This window comes from Roseibium sp. (assembly GCF_965232425.1).
Lineage (GTDB): Bacteria > Pseudomonadota > Alphaproteobacteria > Rhizobiales > Stappiaceae > Roseibium.
The window spans coordinates 4,148,940-4,165,291 of sequence record NZ_OZ246971.1; the positions used below are offsets into that span (position 1 = coordinate 4,148,940).

Annotated in this window: 8 protein-coding genes and 1 pseudogene; 6 read left to right on the plus strand and 3 right to left on the minus strand. The window is 58.0% G+C overall.

Features of this window, described 5'->3' with window-relative positions; translation table 11 throughout:
* Positions 1–546: 546 nt before the first annotated feature.
* Positions 547–5,679 carry a RecQ family ATP-dependent DNA helicase gene (locus ACO08A_RS18885; protein WP_422037499.1) on the minus strand — a complete coding sequence of 1,711 codons (5,133 nt, stop codon included), beginning with the start codon at positions 5,677–5,679 and terminating at the stop codon, positions 547–549.
* Positions 5,680–6,451: 772 nt separating this feature from the next.
* Between ACO08A_RS18885 and ACO08A_RS18890 the strand changes: the two genes are divergently transcribed.
* Positions 6,452–7,093: a hypothetical protein gene (locus ACO08A_RS18890; protein WP_422037500.1), complete on the plus strand. Its 642-nt coding sequence runs from the start codon at positions 6,452–6,454 to the stop codon at positions 7,091–7,093.
* Between the two features lie 48 nt (positions 7,094–7,141).
* Positions 7,142–7,379: pseudogene (locus tag ACO08A_RS18895) on the plus strand (integrase core domain-containing protein); the annotation flags it as partial.
* Positions 7,380–7,640: 261 nt separating this feature from the next.
* Here the strand turns inward: ACO08A_RS18895 and ACO08A_RS18900 are convergent.
* Positions 7,641–8,957: a hypothetical protein gene (locus ACO08A_RS18900; RefSeq protein ID WP_422037501.1), complete on the minus strand. Its 1,317-nt coding sequence runs from the start codon at positions 8,955–8,957 to the stop codon at positions 7,641–7,643.
* Between the two features lie 1,132 nt (positions 8,958–10,089).
* Complete coding sequence (locus ACO08A_RS18905; RefSeq protein WP_422037502.1) at positions 10,090–10,995, minus strand: LysR family transcriptional regulator; 906 nt, start codon at positions 10,993–10,995, stop codon at positions 10,090–10,092.
* 126 nt (positions 10,996–11,121) lie between these two features.
* Here ACO08A_RS18905 and ACO08A_RS18910 point away from each other — a divergent pair, with 126 nt between their 5' ends.
* From ACO08A_RS18910 to ACO08A_RS18925, 4 genes are all read left to right on the plus strand, one after another.
* The gene (locus tag ACO08A_RS18910; protein WP_422037503.1) at positions 11,122–11,994 is read left to right on the plus strand and encodes a DUF4437 domain-containing protein; all 873 of its coding nucleotides are present in this window, start codon (positions 11,122–11,124) and stop codon (positions 11,992–11,994) included.
* 106 nt (positions 11,995–12,100) lie between these two features.
* Positions 12,101–13,465: an adenylate/guanylate cyclase domain-containing protein gene (locus ACO08A_RS18915; RefSeq protein WP_422037504.1), complete on the plus strand. Its 1,365-nt coding sequence runs from the start codon at positions 12,101–12,103 to the stop codon at positions 13,463–13,465.
* A 152-nt stretch (positions 13,466–13,617) separates the two neighbouring features.
* Entirely contained in the window at positions 13,618–15,441 is a 1,824-nt protein-coding gene (locus ACO08A_RS18920; protein ID WP_422037505.1) for an AMP-binding protein, read from the plus strand.
* A 3-nt stretch (positions 15,442–15,444) separates the two neighbouring features.
* Positions 15,445–16,326, plus strand: a complete 882-nt coding sequence (locus tag ACO08A_RS18925; RefSeq protein ID WP_422037506.1) for a bile acid:sodium symporter family protein — start codon at positions 15,445–15,447, stop codon at positions 16,324–16,326.
* Positions 16,327–16,352: the final 26 nt, after the last annotated feature.

Genomic DNA, 16,352 nt, shown 5'->3' on the forward strand with positions numbered 1-16,352 from the left:
CAGGTTTACAAACGCGGCAGTAACTGCGGCTTCCAAAAAGTCGTTCCGAGAGACCTTCGGGCGATTGTGGGTAACACAAAACCCAACACAGCTTAAAGACCGATAGCCAAAGGCAAGCGACGGTTGCCGGTCAGGGGCCCGATATCTTCTACGAGGATGAGTTCCACCGCCTCCGTTCATTGGATTCGCAAGCCGCCACGAAAGCTCAAATCCGCTTAGCCGATCTTGGAGACGTCCTCGAGGAGTCCGTCCATGCCGCCTCCGGCTCTCAAGAGGCGATAACGGCTTTAGCCAAACTCGCGTCAAAGCTAATCGATACGCATGAGGATCGGGTTATCGACGGGCGCGCTTCCTTCAAGGCGATTGGCGACCAAGGGCTCTGAGAAAAATTCCCCGACCCGGAGGAGCGCCGCGCGAAGGTCCGCGTCTTGCAAAAGTACCTCGACAAGATGGGCGAACATCAACTCGAAGCTGAATTGAGACGCAGCGTACCTGATAACTCGATACCCCGGGAGATCATCTTTTCTCGAAGAGCATCCGCTTCCTTTAGGGTTTACGACTAGGGTTCAGACTCATTGCTTCAAACACGATTTCCGGAACGACAACTTCCCATTTGTCCTGCCGGAGCGTGTGATGGAAGGACGCGTCGGAGTCGTCTTTGCGTCTTTCGAGGATCGCGGAGATTTCCGCCCGCGCGAACCTTTTATTGTCAGGCAACGCAAAACTCCTTGCCATGCGGCCCACGCTGTCGCCATTTGCGTCTTTCAGGTGCCAACGGTCCTTCTCGAAAACCAGCGTGACCGGGTCGCCGGCGGACGCGGAAGCAATGGCTGCATTCACGGGATGGTTTTCGCGGTACCTCCCGGCAAAGGAGAGGTCGACGGTACTCAGATCGGCGGACTGGAAAAACCGCCTCGGTCCGGGGAGCGCCGACAGATCGGGAACAACCGACCGGCAGATGATCGCGTCTGACCGCGTGGGCAGGTATTCATGATTGTCATTGCTCATGACGATCAGGTTGCGGCGTGCGCGTGTCATCGCGACGTAAAAGAGCCGTCTCGGCGCATCGCCATCTTCTGCACGTGAGGGGCGTTCCCAGCCACCGTCCAGAATGACGACATCGTCGAATTCCAGCCCCTTGGCGCTGTGAGCTGTCAGAAGCTTGAGCCCGCGCTGCTCCCCACGGGTTTCCCGCGACCATTCCGCAAGCCATTCAACAACATCGTCAGATGGCAGGCGCCGGTCTCCAATTTCCCGCGCGAGCAAATCCAGCCCCGCATCGATCCGGTCAGTCCACCGTGAGTTGGGAATGGATGTCAAAGTCTCGCGGAGATCAGTCACTGTGAAAAGCCGGCTCCGCTCTTCCTTTATCGCGCTCAGAAAAGCCTGCATTTCCCGGATCCGCCAGAGACCGGGACCGCGTTCATTCGCAAACTCGACCGGGATATCGAGAGCATCCGCGAAGTCCCGGACGGGAGCCAGTTTGCGCCAGTCCCGCGAGACGATCGCAGCACGCGACCAGGTCCAGTCCGGAATAAGTTGGGACAGACGCTGGAGCTCATTCAGCGCCGCAAGCGCCTGGGCATCGTTGCCGCTTGGGCACTCGAGGATCTGGACGCGGCCTTGCGCGACGGGATCGAGTGCCGACATTTGGCCCCCCATCGGTTCTTTGCGGCGCGCCTTGTCGACAACAATGTCATGGCCGGTTTTCATCCTGTCCGTGGAGCCCTCGATCACGGCGTTGGCGGCGGAAATGATGTTGCCTGTGGACCTGTAGTTATCGGTCAGAAAAACGGGTTTGGCCGTATAGTCTTCCTCGAACTGCCGGATGTGTCTCACGGAGGCGCCGTTAAAGGAATAGATGTTCTGGTCGTCGTCGCCCACGGCGAACAGGCTGATGCGAAGATCCGGGTCATCGAGGCTCCGTCCGGCCACGGCTGCAATGAGCGCGTATTCTTCCGGCCCGACGTCCTGGTATTCATCGACCAGAAGCCAGCGATACCCTTGCACCAGGGTGTCTCTCAACGCCTCGGCAGCAACCTTGTCCAGTCCGTCGCCCCGCAGCAGATGAACAGCATCCATCAGAAGCGTGTCGAAGTCCGGGGTCTCGGCACTTGCCCGGCCGGTGAAGCTCGCGCCGACGAGGCGCATTGCCAGCGCGTGAATGGTTGAAACGGTCACAAAGCGTGCCTCGTCACCGATCAGGCTGCGGAGCCGCTCCCGGATCTCGGCAGCGGCGTGGCGATTATAGGCAAGTACAAGGATCCCCTCCGGATCTTCCCGTTTGATTTTAACGAGATAGGCGATCCGGTGCACCAGGACACGTGTTTTGCCGGAACCGGGTCCGGCGAGCACGAGGACGTTCGTCTGCTCGCGATCGTCGCGAACGATTTTCTCCTGCGTTGAGTTCCCCAGCGCGTCGACGATAGCGGACCAGGCCTGGGTCGTTGCCTGACGCCTGAACTCAACGCCCCGCCCCGGCATCCACCGTTTCATGAACCGTTCTTGTTCAAGCTCGAAATAGTCGTCCGCAAGCCGTCTGGCCTCGTCCATGTGTTCAAGGCCTTTTTCGGCATAGGCGGCCATGACATGTGTCTGGATGGTCTGCTCGGTATAGTGCTCCTCGAGAGGGGCAAAATCCTGGACGGTAAAGTTGCCCCCGTCTTTATTGAGATGGATCGTGATTGCAGGGCGGAAGACGGAAAGACCTTTGCCGAGCGTGATCACCTGCTGTTCGTGAAGCCAGAGGAGGCCGCGATCCATGAGCTTGCTCGGATCCTTCACCGAGCTTCGAAGCAGCGCGTCGCTTGTGATTGACGCAAGCAAGGCTCCGAGTGTTGTCTCCACCGGAACGTCTTTTCCGCGAACGTGTAGCGGTACTTTTCCAATCAGATGGGAAAGCAGTCTTTCTGCGCCGAGCCTTCGGATTTCTGCGGTCTGTTCCACGATCGACCATGAACGCTGCAAACGAACGAACAGGCTGCCCCGCGCCGCCTTGCGTACGTGAATGTTGCCGCGTCCCCCCTCCATATCGCGGCCATCCTGCGCGATGCCTCTCAGAAGCGTCTCGATGATGTCCGGGCGCACCCAGGTGTAACCCGCTTCGCGCAGGGTCTGGCTTGTGACCGCGAGATTGAATGGCGTTGCCTCGCCATCGTCCGCGTCCGGTGCCTCTTCCCTCAACATGGAGATCAGGTCTGCTTCGAGTTGCGAAGCCGCCTTGAACCGGGCGCGCGAAGCGTTTTCGACCCCTGCATGTACGAAGATCGTGATATTCGTGTCGTCTTTGGCAATGCCCAGAGCCTCAAGATCGGCAAGCGCTCTGCGAAGTGCTGGGGCTGTCAATCCGCTCACGCCTGCGAGCACGTCGGTCGAGATCCCTTCCTCGGAAGGAGCGTTGATCAGATGTTCGACAATGCTCAAGAGCTGCCTTCGGCGCTCATTTGTCATGTCGGCACGCAGGAGAATTTTCTTTGCGTCCTTGAGATCGGTTACCAGAAGAGACGCCGGAAAAACCTGAACGCGGTTTTCCTCGCGCACCAGGAGCTTTGCCTCTTCGAGCCAGGCAACCGCTGTTTTTACGCGGGTATCATCGGTTGCGCTATCGCGCTCGAATTCCTGCTCTTTCTCTTCCTTTACGATCTCTCCCGCGGTGGCGACAACTTCGCCGGTCTTCCGGGTTCGGACGTCGAGCCGTCGAAGCGCCTTCAGGATTGCTCCTATTTCATGGCGCGCCAGGCGCGAGCGCGCGCTCAGACGGAACTGCCGGTCAACGTCTTCCGTGTTGAAGAGGAGGACACACTGAGCCGGGTCGCGATCCCGCCCGGCGCGCCCCGCTTCCTGCAGATAGTTCTCAAGGGAGCCGGGCACATCCCCATGAACGACGAGACGTATGTCCGGCTTGTCAATGCCCATTCCAAAGGCGTTTGTTGCAGCAATGACGCGCAGTTCACCAACCCTGAACGCTTCTTGAATGTCCCGCTTTTCTTCAGGGCTGAGACCGGCATGGTATCGTTCTGCGGCAAGCCCCTGCTGCTTTAGAAATTCGGCAACCCGTTCCGTCGAGCTTCGCGTGGCGCAGTAGACGACAGCTCCGGACGCCCCGGTCGATGGCAGATGATCTTCCAGCGTATCAAGGATGTCGGTCATCTTCGTTGATTGCTGTGTCGGCAACACCTCGAAGCTTAGGTTGGTTCGCGATGCGCCGCCATCGTGCACTGTGAGCTCCAGACCGAGCCGCTCCTTGAAGTGCTCGCTGATATCTCGAACGACGTCCGGCTTTGCCGTCGCAGTCAGGCAGAGGACGCGCGTGTCCTCTCCGCCGCCCCGTTCCTTGATGAAGCGGCCGATGTAGCGGTAATCCGGTCGAAAATCGTGGCCCCATTTCGAAATGCAATGGGCTTCGTCGAGGACCCATAGACCGACCTCGCGCTGATCGAGGACAGACCGGACGGAGATGCTCCGCAGCTGTTCCGGGGAGATCAGCAACATGGACGCATCGCCCATGCGCACCTTGTCCAGCGCATCCTGCCGTTCCGGCAAGGAAAGCAGTCCATTGACCGTGACGGCGGAAGAGATGCCCGCGCGCGCCAGGCCCTGTACCTGGTCCGCCATGAGCGCTACGAGCGGTGAGATGACCACCGTGAGCGCGCCTGTCTTGTCAAACCGGGAGAGCGCCGGGATCTGATAGCAGACGGACTTGCCGGTGCCCGTTGGGAGAATGCCGAGCAGGCTCTCACCCTGCATTGCGCTTTCAACGATGCGCTCTTGCAGCGGCCGGCCGAATTCATCCATCGGTTCCGGGCGGAAGGCGTCGAAACCGAACCATCGCTTCAGGGCAAGTCTGGGATCGTGATGGATGCGGCAATAGTCACATGCCGGCTTGCCGCAATTGCTGTCCCTCAAGGTCTGGACAAGACGCGAGGCTTCACGAAACTGGGCGCGCACCCAGGGCGGCATGACGGAGTCGCCTCCTGCAACGGAAATCCACGAAAGGGCGTATGCCATCGGCCAGGCGAGGCTGGTGTCCTCGAGCCGAATGAGAGTGCGTTCGACCATCTCCGAGCATGCGGCAGAACCGAGCAGGCGACGAATTGCGTTTTCGGCCTCGTCCTGGCTCGGGACCCGTGCCTTGCGGACATGGGAGAAGACGTGATCAAAACCACCACAGCGCGGCTCGCGGCAGCACAAATAGTGATACGCGGTCAAAGCATCAGGCGACTTTTCATTGAGCCTTTCAAATTCTGCAAGCTGGTTTTCAAGCACCTCGAAAACAAGCTGCGCGTCAAACTCCGGGTTGTTCACGTGACCCGTCTGAAGCCGTCCATCCTGATAGTGTTTGACGAGGTGGTGATAGGGATTTCGCGGAAAAGCCAAAGGGTTGAGCCAAAGCGTATCGATCGGGGCCTCCGCCATTTCCGCGAAGGAGGGTGAGGCCGCCGCAAGGTGCGGCAGGTCATGTTGCAGAATGTTGTGCCCGATGACATGCCCATAGCCCCGGCAAAAGCCATCGAGCTTTTTCAGTGCCTCTGCCACCGCCCCCTCTGCAACAAGGTTCGGCACACCGGGGTCCTGCACAACAGCTGCGAATGCAAAAATCCTGGCTGTTGTCGGATCGACCTCAAGGTCGATTGAAACAGCGTGCGCCAGAAGGTCGGACCGGGTTTTTTTGGCGTCCATTTTCATGCAGCGATCGACAGATAGCTCTTTTCAAGTCTCTGAATGCAAAGCATTTTCAACTTTAAGTTTGACAGGTAGCAAACAAGTTAGTCCAGAGTAATTAACCGATCGTCTCCCGGTGAATCAGTAGTTTTTACAAGGTAATCGCAAGCAGAGTCTCGCGAGACGCCTCAAGGCCAAGCTGAGGCTCTCAATGAAATCGGCAGTTCATATGCATCTAAGTACAGGAATCAGGAAGTTTTTTGCAAAAGCAGCAAGCAAAAGGTCAACGGCGTTCCTATGTTGCAAATATATGCAAATGAAGGAAAGTGATGCTCAGCGCGATACTATACGCGGCCACGTTGGCCGCGCCGGAAACAATGCCGGCACAATTCCATCAGGCGCCGGCACTGGTTCACCAGATCAAGAAACGCAATCGCCGCGGCGGGAGTTCCTCCGATCAACGAAAGCGCAGGTCAAACGCGCCTTACTATGTCGGGTTGCTCCTGATTATCGGGGATAAGGAATACTCGTGCGACAACGGCACGCGTCCCGTGCTTCTGAACAATGGCCAGGTGGTTTGCTTCGGGAACTAGGCCAAGCATGAGAAACTTTCTGGCAGCGAATCTCCACAAGCACTTAGGGAAAGGTTCTTAATTTTTACGTAGCTTGGTTTCTGTTGCTCTTTGAGGCGTGTCATTCAAAAAATCGCATAACACCAGCTAGACCTATTTTGGACTGCACACGCTCAATAGGTTGGAAGAATCAACTAAAAAAGGAGACTACGCTCAAAATGGTAGGTAGGAACAATATATTTGCGATCGATTTCGATGCGGTTGTCCAAACCATCAAGGAGGCCAATGAAAACTTGAAAAGCAGACATGAAGAGTTGATGGCAGCCCGCGACAGGATGCCAGCTACACTTCAGTCTGACGTCGACGCGTCGAAAGCAAAAAAGTTTGCTGAGCAGCTCAAAACGCACACATCCAATTGCAGGTCGACGCGACTATTGGACACCAAACCGTTGCGGGAATTGGTTAATCGGGTGGAGAGCTTCTTCAAAGAAATGGAGAGAGAAGCAAAATCGGCTCAAAAAGAGGTAATAAATGCCCTCGGACATCTTGCACGTAGCGAACAATCTTTTGCGACTGATGATGGTGTGTCAATCGCGCCCAACAAGCCTTTTCTAGTCAACGATGAAACAGGAGAAATTCTTGGTAACACTTCTCCTGCGATCGAAAGACGCTCTGTGACAGCAGAGGAAATCAAAATGTCTTGGGAAATAGATGCAGTAAACGCCACATTAATCGACTTGGAGACGCTACGACCGTACCTCACTGAGACCGCTCTTCTAAATGCCGCGCGCAAGCACCTCAAAAAGAACGGCCCGCACAGCTTGCAAGGAGCGTCATACAGACAAGTTGCTGTGCTTTAGTTTCTGAACCAGTTCACAAACGATGCTTTTTGCTGCGCTCCCAACTGTCTCGCACCGGGAAAACCGATGTAAAATGGTTTTGTCGAGAGCTTCAACGGGCCGACTTCGGAATGAATGTCTCAACGAACATCTTTTCCGCAGCTACCGACACGCCCGGGACATCATTGAAGACCGGAGAATCGATTGCAATCTGAACGGACCGCATACGAGCCTTGCCGGGCTCACGCCCCTTGAATTTGCAGCCCAATCCAACAAAGATCACATCGTGAACAGAGCTAACTTTTAAATGCGGACAAAATGGGGAGCAGGGCAGGAAAAGTGGGAAGCGGCGTGGACCGAAGGGACTAGTGTAGCTAATGCAACCGGACCACAGACTTGGGGCGATCAAGCGCCTTCCCAAACCGTGGTAAGTTCTTTGTGAAATGTGAGATCAAGGTCTACTGATCTTAGAAACTTCGTCGCCACCTTTACAAATTCGCTGCAAAACGCGACATTGATCGGACTCGTGCAGAGGTTGTAGTCTGCAACGATACCCTGGACATACATCTTAGAATTTTACCGATAGACCCACTTTCAATAAATCCACCGGAACCAAAGTGTTGTCTAGTCTGCCATTTACGTACTCTGCAGTAATACCGAAATTCTCCTTTTCTCCGATGACAAACGTAACACCGGTCTCAAACCGATAAAAACTGTCTAACGTACCACTGAATCCGTGCAGCCACTTATAACGGGCAAACAGCTGTAGCTTCTGCAACGGATTGTCCGAACTGCCGAAAATTAACTTGTTTGCATCGAACCAGTCGAATGTTACTCCCGCAAACACACCGGCATGAAAATAGGTGTTGTCTTCGTCAAACTCAGGGTTGCCGCCGTTTTTGATCGCGTTTGAGTAAACCATTTCACCACCGACTCTTGTATAAAAGGCGAATGATCGGTTGAAAAAGTAATGGCCGCCTCGAAGCGAGTCGAATATTGCCCCTGATCCGATTCTTGGAATCGGACTGTAGATCAACCGGCCTGATATTACTTCTGTGCGACCAGAAAACGTGTCGTCAACCGTATAATCGCCGACGATGGACATCTCATTCTCTAAACGGCTACTACTAATTTCTGCGTTCAAAATAAGTCCAGATGAATATGATACAGTGTTACTATCAGCACTGGCAGATGACCTGAAATTATCCAATTGACCGTAGAACACCAATTGACCTTTCAAGTGGTCGTTAATGCGACCTTTCAGCGCCAAGCCGACTGCCACGTCAGACTGGAATGTGGCGTCATTGCCTTCGAAATCTCGACTGAAAGCAAAAATTGCTGGAACTGCCCTGGGTCCGATGTCGTTTACAAGGTCGCTTACTTCTCCACGAACGCGCATCGTTGCCTCGACACGAAACTCTTCGTCTTGATCCTTGGAGGGATCGTCAGGCGGGGCAACTTGTATGTTGTTGCAAACCACACTAATCAAGCGATCCTTAGGATAGAGAAGTGCTGCGCTTTCGTATTCAAGCTCCGGGTTTTGTAAACGTTCTTCCGCGGTCGCCTGCCTTGAAAAAACAACTTGATAACGCAATACCTCCAGATTTTCGAAAAGATCTTCGATATCGTCTTTATTCTCGTTAAACACACGAGTTCGATTTATTCTTTCGATCGAGTATGACCCATCTGGTGCACCAATTACCTCGACACTACCGCTGGCCAGCATTTTGCCTACCAGTATTTTCGTAATCTTCTCTGGATCAAGATACCAGTTTCCGTCATCCGATCGCGTGCAAAGCCTAGTCTGATCAGTTTGATCGAACGATTGTGCTGTAGAATCGCCAGCTACTATTAAGAAAGATAGTAAGAAAAAAAGTCGTAGCATGGTAATTGCTCCTAGCCTCCCAATCTACTTTGCCAAAATAATCCTATTAACTAAAAACGCTCGGAACTTCCCCAATTTCACTGAGTGATGATCATCAATCTCACGATTTTTTACTGAGAGTTTTGGATAAGTATATTTGAGATCTGCAACTATCCGGCTCCCTCTTGCCCGCCACTGGGAGCTACTCAGATTGTGTGGATCGTCACTCGGAACCCAACTCAATCGGCAAAGTGGGCCAATTGCCATTTCTCGACATATCGCTGCCCTAACGTGCTTGCTGATCGTCGCTGAGGACAGCTGCCGTAGAACGGTAACCTGGTTTCTTTTTGTAGGCATCTTCACACACTTATCATTTAGGTAGTGTGTTAACTATAAACGTATTCAAGGTTGCGTCAATTTATTGCAACTGAAAGGTGTGGAAATAATAGAGACGGCACCTACCTACGTAAGTTACCCAAAGTTTTTGAACAAGGATGCAGCACAAATTTGCCCCGACTACAGATGATCTCATGGCTGCAATCCTAGATACACCTAAGCAGAGCAATCGCATCGGATAGACTGGGGCAAACTGGAAACATTCTGTCTCAATTGTTCAAATCCCGCAGATGAGCTGGCAAGATTTGAACCTCTTGTGCGTCTCCAGCAGGAAGATCACCGTTGATAATGCCAATGTGTTGGCTTTGTGTTCGACAAGCAGAATGCTTGGGTATGCACCTAGAGTCCGCTATCGCTGCTTGAAACCACTGTCTGTCCGAGGCAAAGATCGGACTTTTTTGGGTGGGGGACGATCACACAACTGGCAGGCGGAACAGCGCAAGTTCTGTACAAACAATCTCAACTACAAACGCTTGTAAGTTTTGCTGCGCCGGGAAAACTGGATGCTCAATCTGTAGAAGGACCATGCGCACGCCGGCTGTGGATCGACGCTCATGCCAATCTGAATTATTGCCCACACATCGGCACCTATTTCAGAACACCGACCAGTCGCCTGACCTTCAACCGCTGAAAAACCTCATTAGAAAGCATAGCCGGGCGCAGAGTTTTGCGGGATACCCGTGAGGTAACTTATTGATTTGCAACGGGTTCAATTCAAATAGTCTAAATAGATCAGCCTAGCGATCGCGGCTTAGATCTATTCCCCGCACAAGGCCGGAACCTTCCTGAACTTCGTCTCCAGAAAGTCGGTGAACGCGCGCACGCGGGCGGGGGGCAGACGGGAGGGCGGGCGGACGGAGAAGACCTGCCAGAACGGGGCGGCGGTGTAGTCCTCCAGAACCGGTACAAGGGTTCCGGCGGCCAAGTGTCCGGCGATCTCCCAGGTGCATTTGCGCGCAATGCCAAGTCCTGAAAGCGCGGCTTCCGTGATCGCCTCGGCGCTGGTTGAGGAAAAATTGCCGTTGGTCCTGACATCGTGCAGCGAGCCGTCGGGCGCGCTCAGCGACCAGGTGCGCATGTCCTCGCGGGCAAGGCAGTTGTGCTGTTTCAGGTCGTCCAGGGCGGACGGCATGCCGTTTGTTTCAAGATAGGAGGGCGCGGCGACAAGGATCCGCGGGCTCACGGCCAGCTTGCGCGCCTTGAGCGTCGAAGGCGCCAGCGCGCCGATGCGGATCGCCATATCGAAACCCTGTTCCACGATATCGATGACGCTGTCGCTCATGGCGAGCTGGAGCGACACGCCGGGGTGACTGTCGAGGAACTCCGTCACGTGCGGGGCAATGTGCAGGCGGCCGAAGGAGGCCGAACAGGCAATGCGGAGCTCGCCCTTGATATCCCGCGGATCGGGCCGGATATCCGCAAGCGCCTCTTCGACATCGCCGAGTATGCGTTTGGCATGCGCCAGGAAAATCTCGCCGTCCGTCGACAGGGACACCGCCCGGGTGGTGCGGTGAAACAGCTGCGTCCCGACCGCGGCCTCCAGGGATTGCAGGCGCTGGGTCGCCGCCGTTGCGGACAGGCCGAACTCCGCGCCGGCCTTGCCGATCGCGCCGAGCGCGGCCACGCGCACGAACAGTTCCAGCGATTTCAGGTCGAGAGACATTCTTTGATTTTTCCAAATAGTAAATTTGATATCCGCTCGATTATTAGCGAAAAGCGAAGCTTATTTAAAGGGCGAGACAGACAGAACAGCGCCTCGCGCGCCGCGCCAAGACCCGGGAGTTTCAAGATGCGCCTCTCCAGCCTCGCCCTTGCCTTGTCAACCGTCGTTGCGCTTGCCGCCTGGCCGGCGGCATCCCAGAACCCGCAAGCCCCGGGCACTGTGGAAGTGGTGCCGAGTGCGGACGTCACCTTCCAGCCTTTGAACCCGGCGCGCGGCGATGCCAGCCCGCAGGCGGGCGTCTTGTGGGGTGACATCCGCGAAGACGTTCCGACCGGAACCCTCATCCGGTTCAAGCCGGGCTTCAGCTCGCCGCCGCATATTCACAACATCACCTACCGGGCGGTCGTGATCAGCGGTGCAGTTCACAATGACGACCCGGCCGCCGAACCCATGTGGATGGGGCCGGGCTCGTTCTGGACCCAGCCCGCCGGGGCGACCCACATCACCGCCGCGCGCGAGGATGCCGGACTGTCGACTGCCTTCCTGGAGATCCAGGAGGGGCCGTATCTCGTTCAGCCCAAGGACCGGGCCTTCGCCAATGGCGAGTTTCCGGTGAATGTCGCGGCCGGTAACATTGTCTGGATCGACGCGGCGGATGTCGCCTGGGTCGACGCGCCGGGGGCAGCCGAAGGCGCGGACCGGCCGAAAATGGCATTCCTTTGGGGGGATCCGTCAAACACCGGGAAAAACGGCACCTTTCTGAAACTGCCGGCCGGGTTCGAAGGTACGATTGCCGGCAGCGGTGCCTTGCTGCGGGCCGTCGTCATCAGCGGTGCCGCGAGCCATCGGGTGCCCGGTGCATCGGAAGCCACGCCGCTCGACCCGGGCAGCTATTTCGGCTCCGGGTCCGCAACCGTGCACGACGTGACCTGCAGCGGGCCGGAGGCGTGCGTTTTCTACATGAGCGCCGAGGGCAAATACGACGTTTCGCGCTCCTGAGGGGAAGCGTCGTTCACATGCTTGACGCGGGACGCCGGCCCCAGGCTGCGCGTCCCGCGCTCTTTTATCGCCGATATCGCAGCGGGGGCCGCGAAGGGACTGACAGATGTGGTTTTTTCCAGCCGCGCGCCCTCCGATGACGTCCCGATCCGTGAGCGACGCCATCGCGCGCGAGGAGGCGTCCGGGCTCGCCTATGTCTTCTGGGGGCGGAGCGCGGTTCTCCTGATCCTGGCTGCCTGGGTGTCGCTTACGCTCCCCTTCGAGCGCGCGCAGCTCTATCTTGCCGCGATCACGGCCTTCGCGGTTCTGGGCACCGTGCCTTATGCACTACGGCACCGGTCTGCGGCGCATACGTGGCTGCTCCCGGGCTTCGTCCTGCTGGATGCGGCGGCGCTCAGCTTCGTTCTGATTGTGCCGACCCCGTTCGATTTCGAGGGCTGGACGCAGCAGATGAACCTCAGGACGCCGGCATTCCTGTATCTCGGGGTGTTCGTGGTCAGCATGGCGCTCAGTTACAAGCCCGCGCTGGTCATCTGGACGGGGCTGGCGGCAGCGGCCACCTGGACGCTCGGCTACCTGTGGGTCGCGACCCGTCCGGACGCGATCCCGTTCACCTCCGGCGACGTGCTTGACGAGGGTATGGGGGCGGCGGCGGCGCTTGCTAAGGTGCTTGATCCGAATGCCGTCGGTCTTGCGCGGCTCTCCAACCAGGTGGTGTTTCTGGTGCTGATTTCCGTCATTCTCACCATCGTGGTGGTGCGCTCGCGGGCGCTGGTGCGCCGGCAGGTGGCGGCGGAAGCGCAGCGGGCCATGCTGTCGCGCTACTTTTCTCCCAACATCGTGCGCGAGTTCGCCGAAGGCCGCTGGCAGCCGGACGAGCCCGGCAACCGGCCCGTGGCGGTGCTGTTCGCGGACATGGTCGACTTCACCTCGATTTCCGAAAAACTGCCGCCGCAGGACCTGATCGCGCTTCTGCGCGCCTTTCACGGCCGTCTGGCAAAGGTCGCCTTCGAGCAGGACGGAACGATCGACAAGTTCATCGGCGATGCGGTGATGGTGCATTTCGGCACCCCGCGCACCCGGCCGGACGACGCCGCGCGGGCGCTCAGATGCGCGGCAAAGATGGCGGACGCGATCCGCGCCTGGAACGCGGACCGGCAGCAGGCCGGCGATCCGCCGGTCGGCGCCGGTATCGGCGTTCACTACGGTCACGCGGTGGTCGGCAATATCGGCGACGATCACAAGCTGGAATACACCGTTCTCGGCGACACGGTGAACGTCGCCAGCCGCCTGGAACATCTCACCCGCGAGACCGGCACGGATGTCGTCGTCAGCGACGACCTGATCGAAGCGGTCCGGGCAAGCGGTGCCGACCCGCACGCGATCGCGCCCGGACTGCAGAACGCGGGCAGATTCGATATTCGCGGGCGGCGGGAAGGGGTGGAGGTCTGGACGCTGGGGGGAGGGTGAGGGGAGTGTCTCATTACGCTTCGCGTCTATCCACCCTACCCATCTTCTCCCACCGACCTACCTACGATCTCCAGACCACCCGCTGCATCCGGGCGCCTCATCGCACACCTGCGCACAGGTTTCGCAGTGGACCTGTGAACAGGTGAAACTGGGTGTCGCGTCGGGGTGGGGGTGCGGTTAAGCTGGCTCACGACGAGACGGGGACGAGACTGGCGGCGCAAGGGGGCGAGACGGGTGGTGGCCTGGAGGAGAGCGTGACGACAGACGAGCGGCCATGGACCGCGTTTTACGGGCCGGAGATGCGGGCGGATATCGATGAGGCGTCCTACCGGACGATCCCCGACCTGATCCGCTCGGCTTCGGGCACGTTCGGACCGGCGCCGGCGTTCACCACCGTGATGCATAACGGTATGAACGGCACGCTCACCTTCGAGCAGGTGGACGAGATGTCCGACGCCTTTGCCGTCTACCTGCGCGAGGTGGCGGGGCTGGTGAAGGGGGACCGGGTGGCGGTGCAGCTGCCCAACGGGCTGACCTTTCCCGTCGCAGCCTTCGGCATTCTGAAGGCAGGCTGCGTCCTGGTGAATGTCAATCCGCTCTATACAGCGGAGGAAATGGCGCGCCAGTTCCAGGATGCCGAGCCCAAGGCCCTCGTGATCGTCGACATGTTCGCCGACAAGATCCCGGCAGCGACGCGCGGCCATCCGATCCCCAACATCATCGTCACGCGGGTGGCGGAGTTTTTTCCCGTCCTGCCGCGCGGTATCATCGGCCTGGTGCAGAAATACTGGGACCGGTCCGTGCAGCCGATCGATGTCTCGCATATCCGCTTTCCGGACGCGCTTGACGCGGGGCGCACGCAGCTTGGCAGCAAGCGCATCGAGGTCGAGGCCTATCACCAGCAGGTCGCGCCCGAGGACACCGCCTGCCTGCAATATACCGGCGGCACGACCGGCATTGCCAAGGGCGCGATGCTCAGCCACCGGAATCTCATTGTCAACATGGAGCAGACGCTGGAGATGATCCCTGCCTTCGAGCGGGGCAAGGAGGTCGCGCTGACGGCGTTGCCGATGTATCACATCTTCGCTTTCACGTTGAATTTGCTGGCGTTTTACTGGATCGGCGGGCGCAACATCCTGATCCCAAATCCAAGACCCTTGAGCAATCTGAAAAGAGCCTTCGAGAATTACAGGATCACCTGGATGAGTGGGGTGAACACGCTTTTCAACGGGCTCAACAACGAGCTCTGGTTCCGCGACAGCCCGCCGAAATACCTGAAATTTGCCTCTGCCGGCGGCATGGCGCTGCAGAGCGAGGTGGCGGCGCGCTGGGAAGAGGTGACACAAAGACCTGTTGTGCAGGGCTACGGGCTGACGGAGACCTCGCCGGTGCTCTCCTTCAACCCGATCGGCAAGGCACGGGACGGGGCGATCGGCATCCCGCTGCCGTCGACGCTGATGCGCTGCGAGGATGATGACGGCAATGTCGTGCCAACGGGCGAGCGCGGCGAGATCACGGTCAGGGGACCGCAGGTCATGTCCGGCTACTGGAACAAGCCGGAGGAAACGGACGGCGTCTTTCGCGACGGCTGGTTCCTGACCGGCGATATCGGCGTCATGGACGAAGACGGTTATTTCACCATTGTCGACCGGAAGAAGGACATGGTTGTCGTCTCCGGCTTCAATGTCTATCCGAACGAGGTCGAGGACTGCCTGACGTCCCATCCGGGGATTTTCGAGGCGGCGGTGATCGGCGTTCCGGACGAGACGACCGGGGAGGCGGTCAAAGCCTTCGTCGTCCTGACCGACAAGAGCCTGTCCCAAGCCGATATCCGCGCCTTCTGCAAGACACACCTGACGGCCTACAAGGTGCCCAAGGACGTGACCGTGCGCGAGCAGCTGCCGAAATCGATTGTCGGGAAGATCCTTCGAAAAGACCTGCGCGCGGAAGAGCTGCGCACCAGCGAGGCGGAGTGAGCCATGGTCGGACCCCTGGAACAGGCCCTGCTGGCGGCGATGATCTTCGTCATCATGCTGGGCATGGGCGCGTCGCTGACGCCCCGTGATTTCCTGCTGGCGCTGCGCCGGCCCTACGGGCTCGGCATCGGGGTGGTGTCGCAGTTCGGCTTCATGCCGCTGATCGGTTTCCTGATGACGATTGCGCTTGCGTTGCCGGCGCCGATCGCGATCGGCCTCCTGATCGTCTCGTGCATGCCGGGCGGGACGACGTCGAACATCTTCACCTATTTCTCCAAGGGGAACCTGGCGCTGTCGGTCCTGATGACGGTGACCTCGACCGTGTTCGGCGTGGTTCTCATTCCGCTGGTGCTTTTGATCTATGCCTCGGCGCTCGATCTGGAGATCCCGCGCGAGAACATCATCGCGACGCTGGTGATCCTGCTCGTGCCGGTTGCCATCGGCATGACCCTCAGGCGGGTGAATGCGAATGCGGGTGCGGTGACGGAGTTCTTCGGGTCGGTGCTGGCGCTGGTCTTCATCGCGTTCATCGCGATTTCCTGGATCCCGCGCAACTGGCAGTTCCTGATGACGACCGCGCCGTCGACCTATTTCGTCGCGATCATGCTCGGGGTTTTCGGCATCACCATCGGCTACATGTTCGCGCGGGCGCTCAAGCTGCATCCGCGTAATGCGCGCACCGTGGCGCTGGAAACCGGGATCCAGAACGCGCCGCTCGGCATCGCCATCATCGTGCTCACCTTTCCGGGCGAACAGCAGCAGCCGATCATGGCGGTCGGCGCGCTCTATTCGCTGTTCATCGTGATCACGTCGACACTGGTGACGCTGATCTTCCGCAGGGCCAATACGGCGGCGGAACAGAAAATGGCCGACAGCCTGCTGTAAACGGAAAAATAAAGCCACGCTGCGCG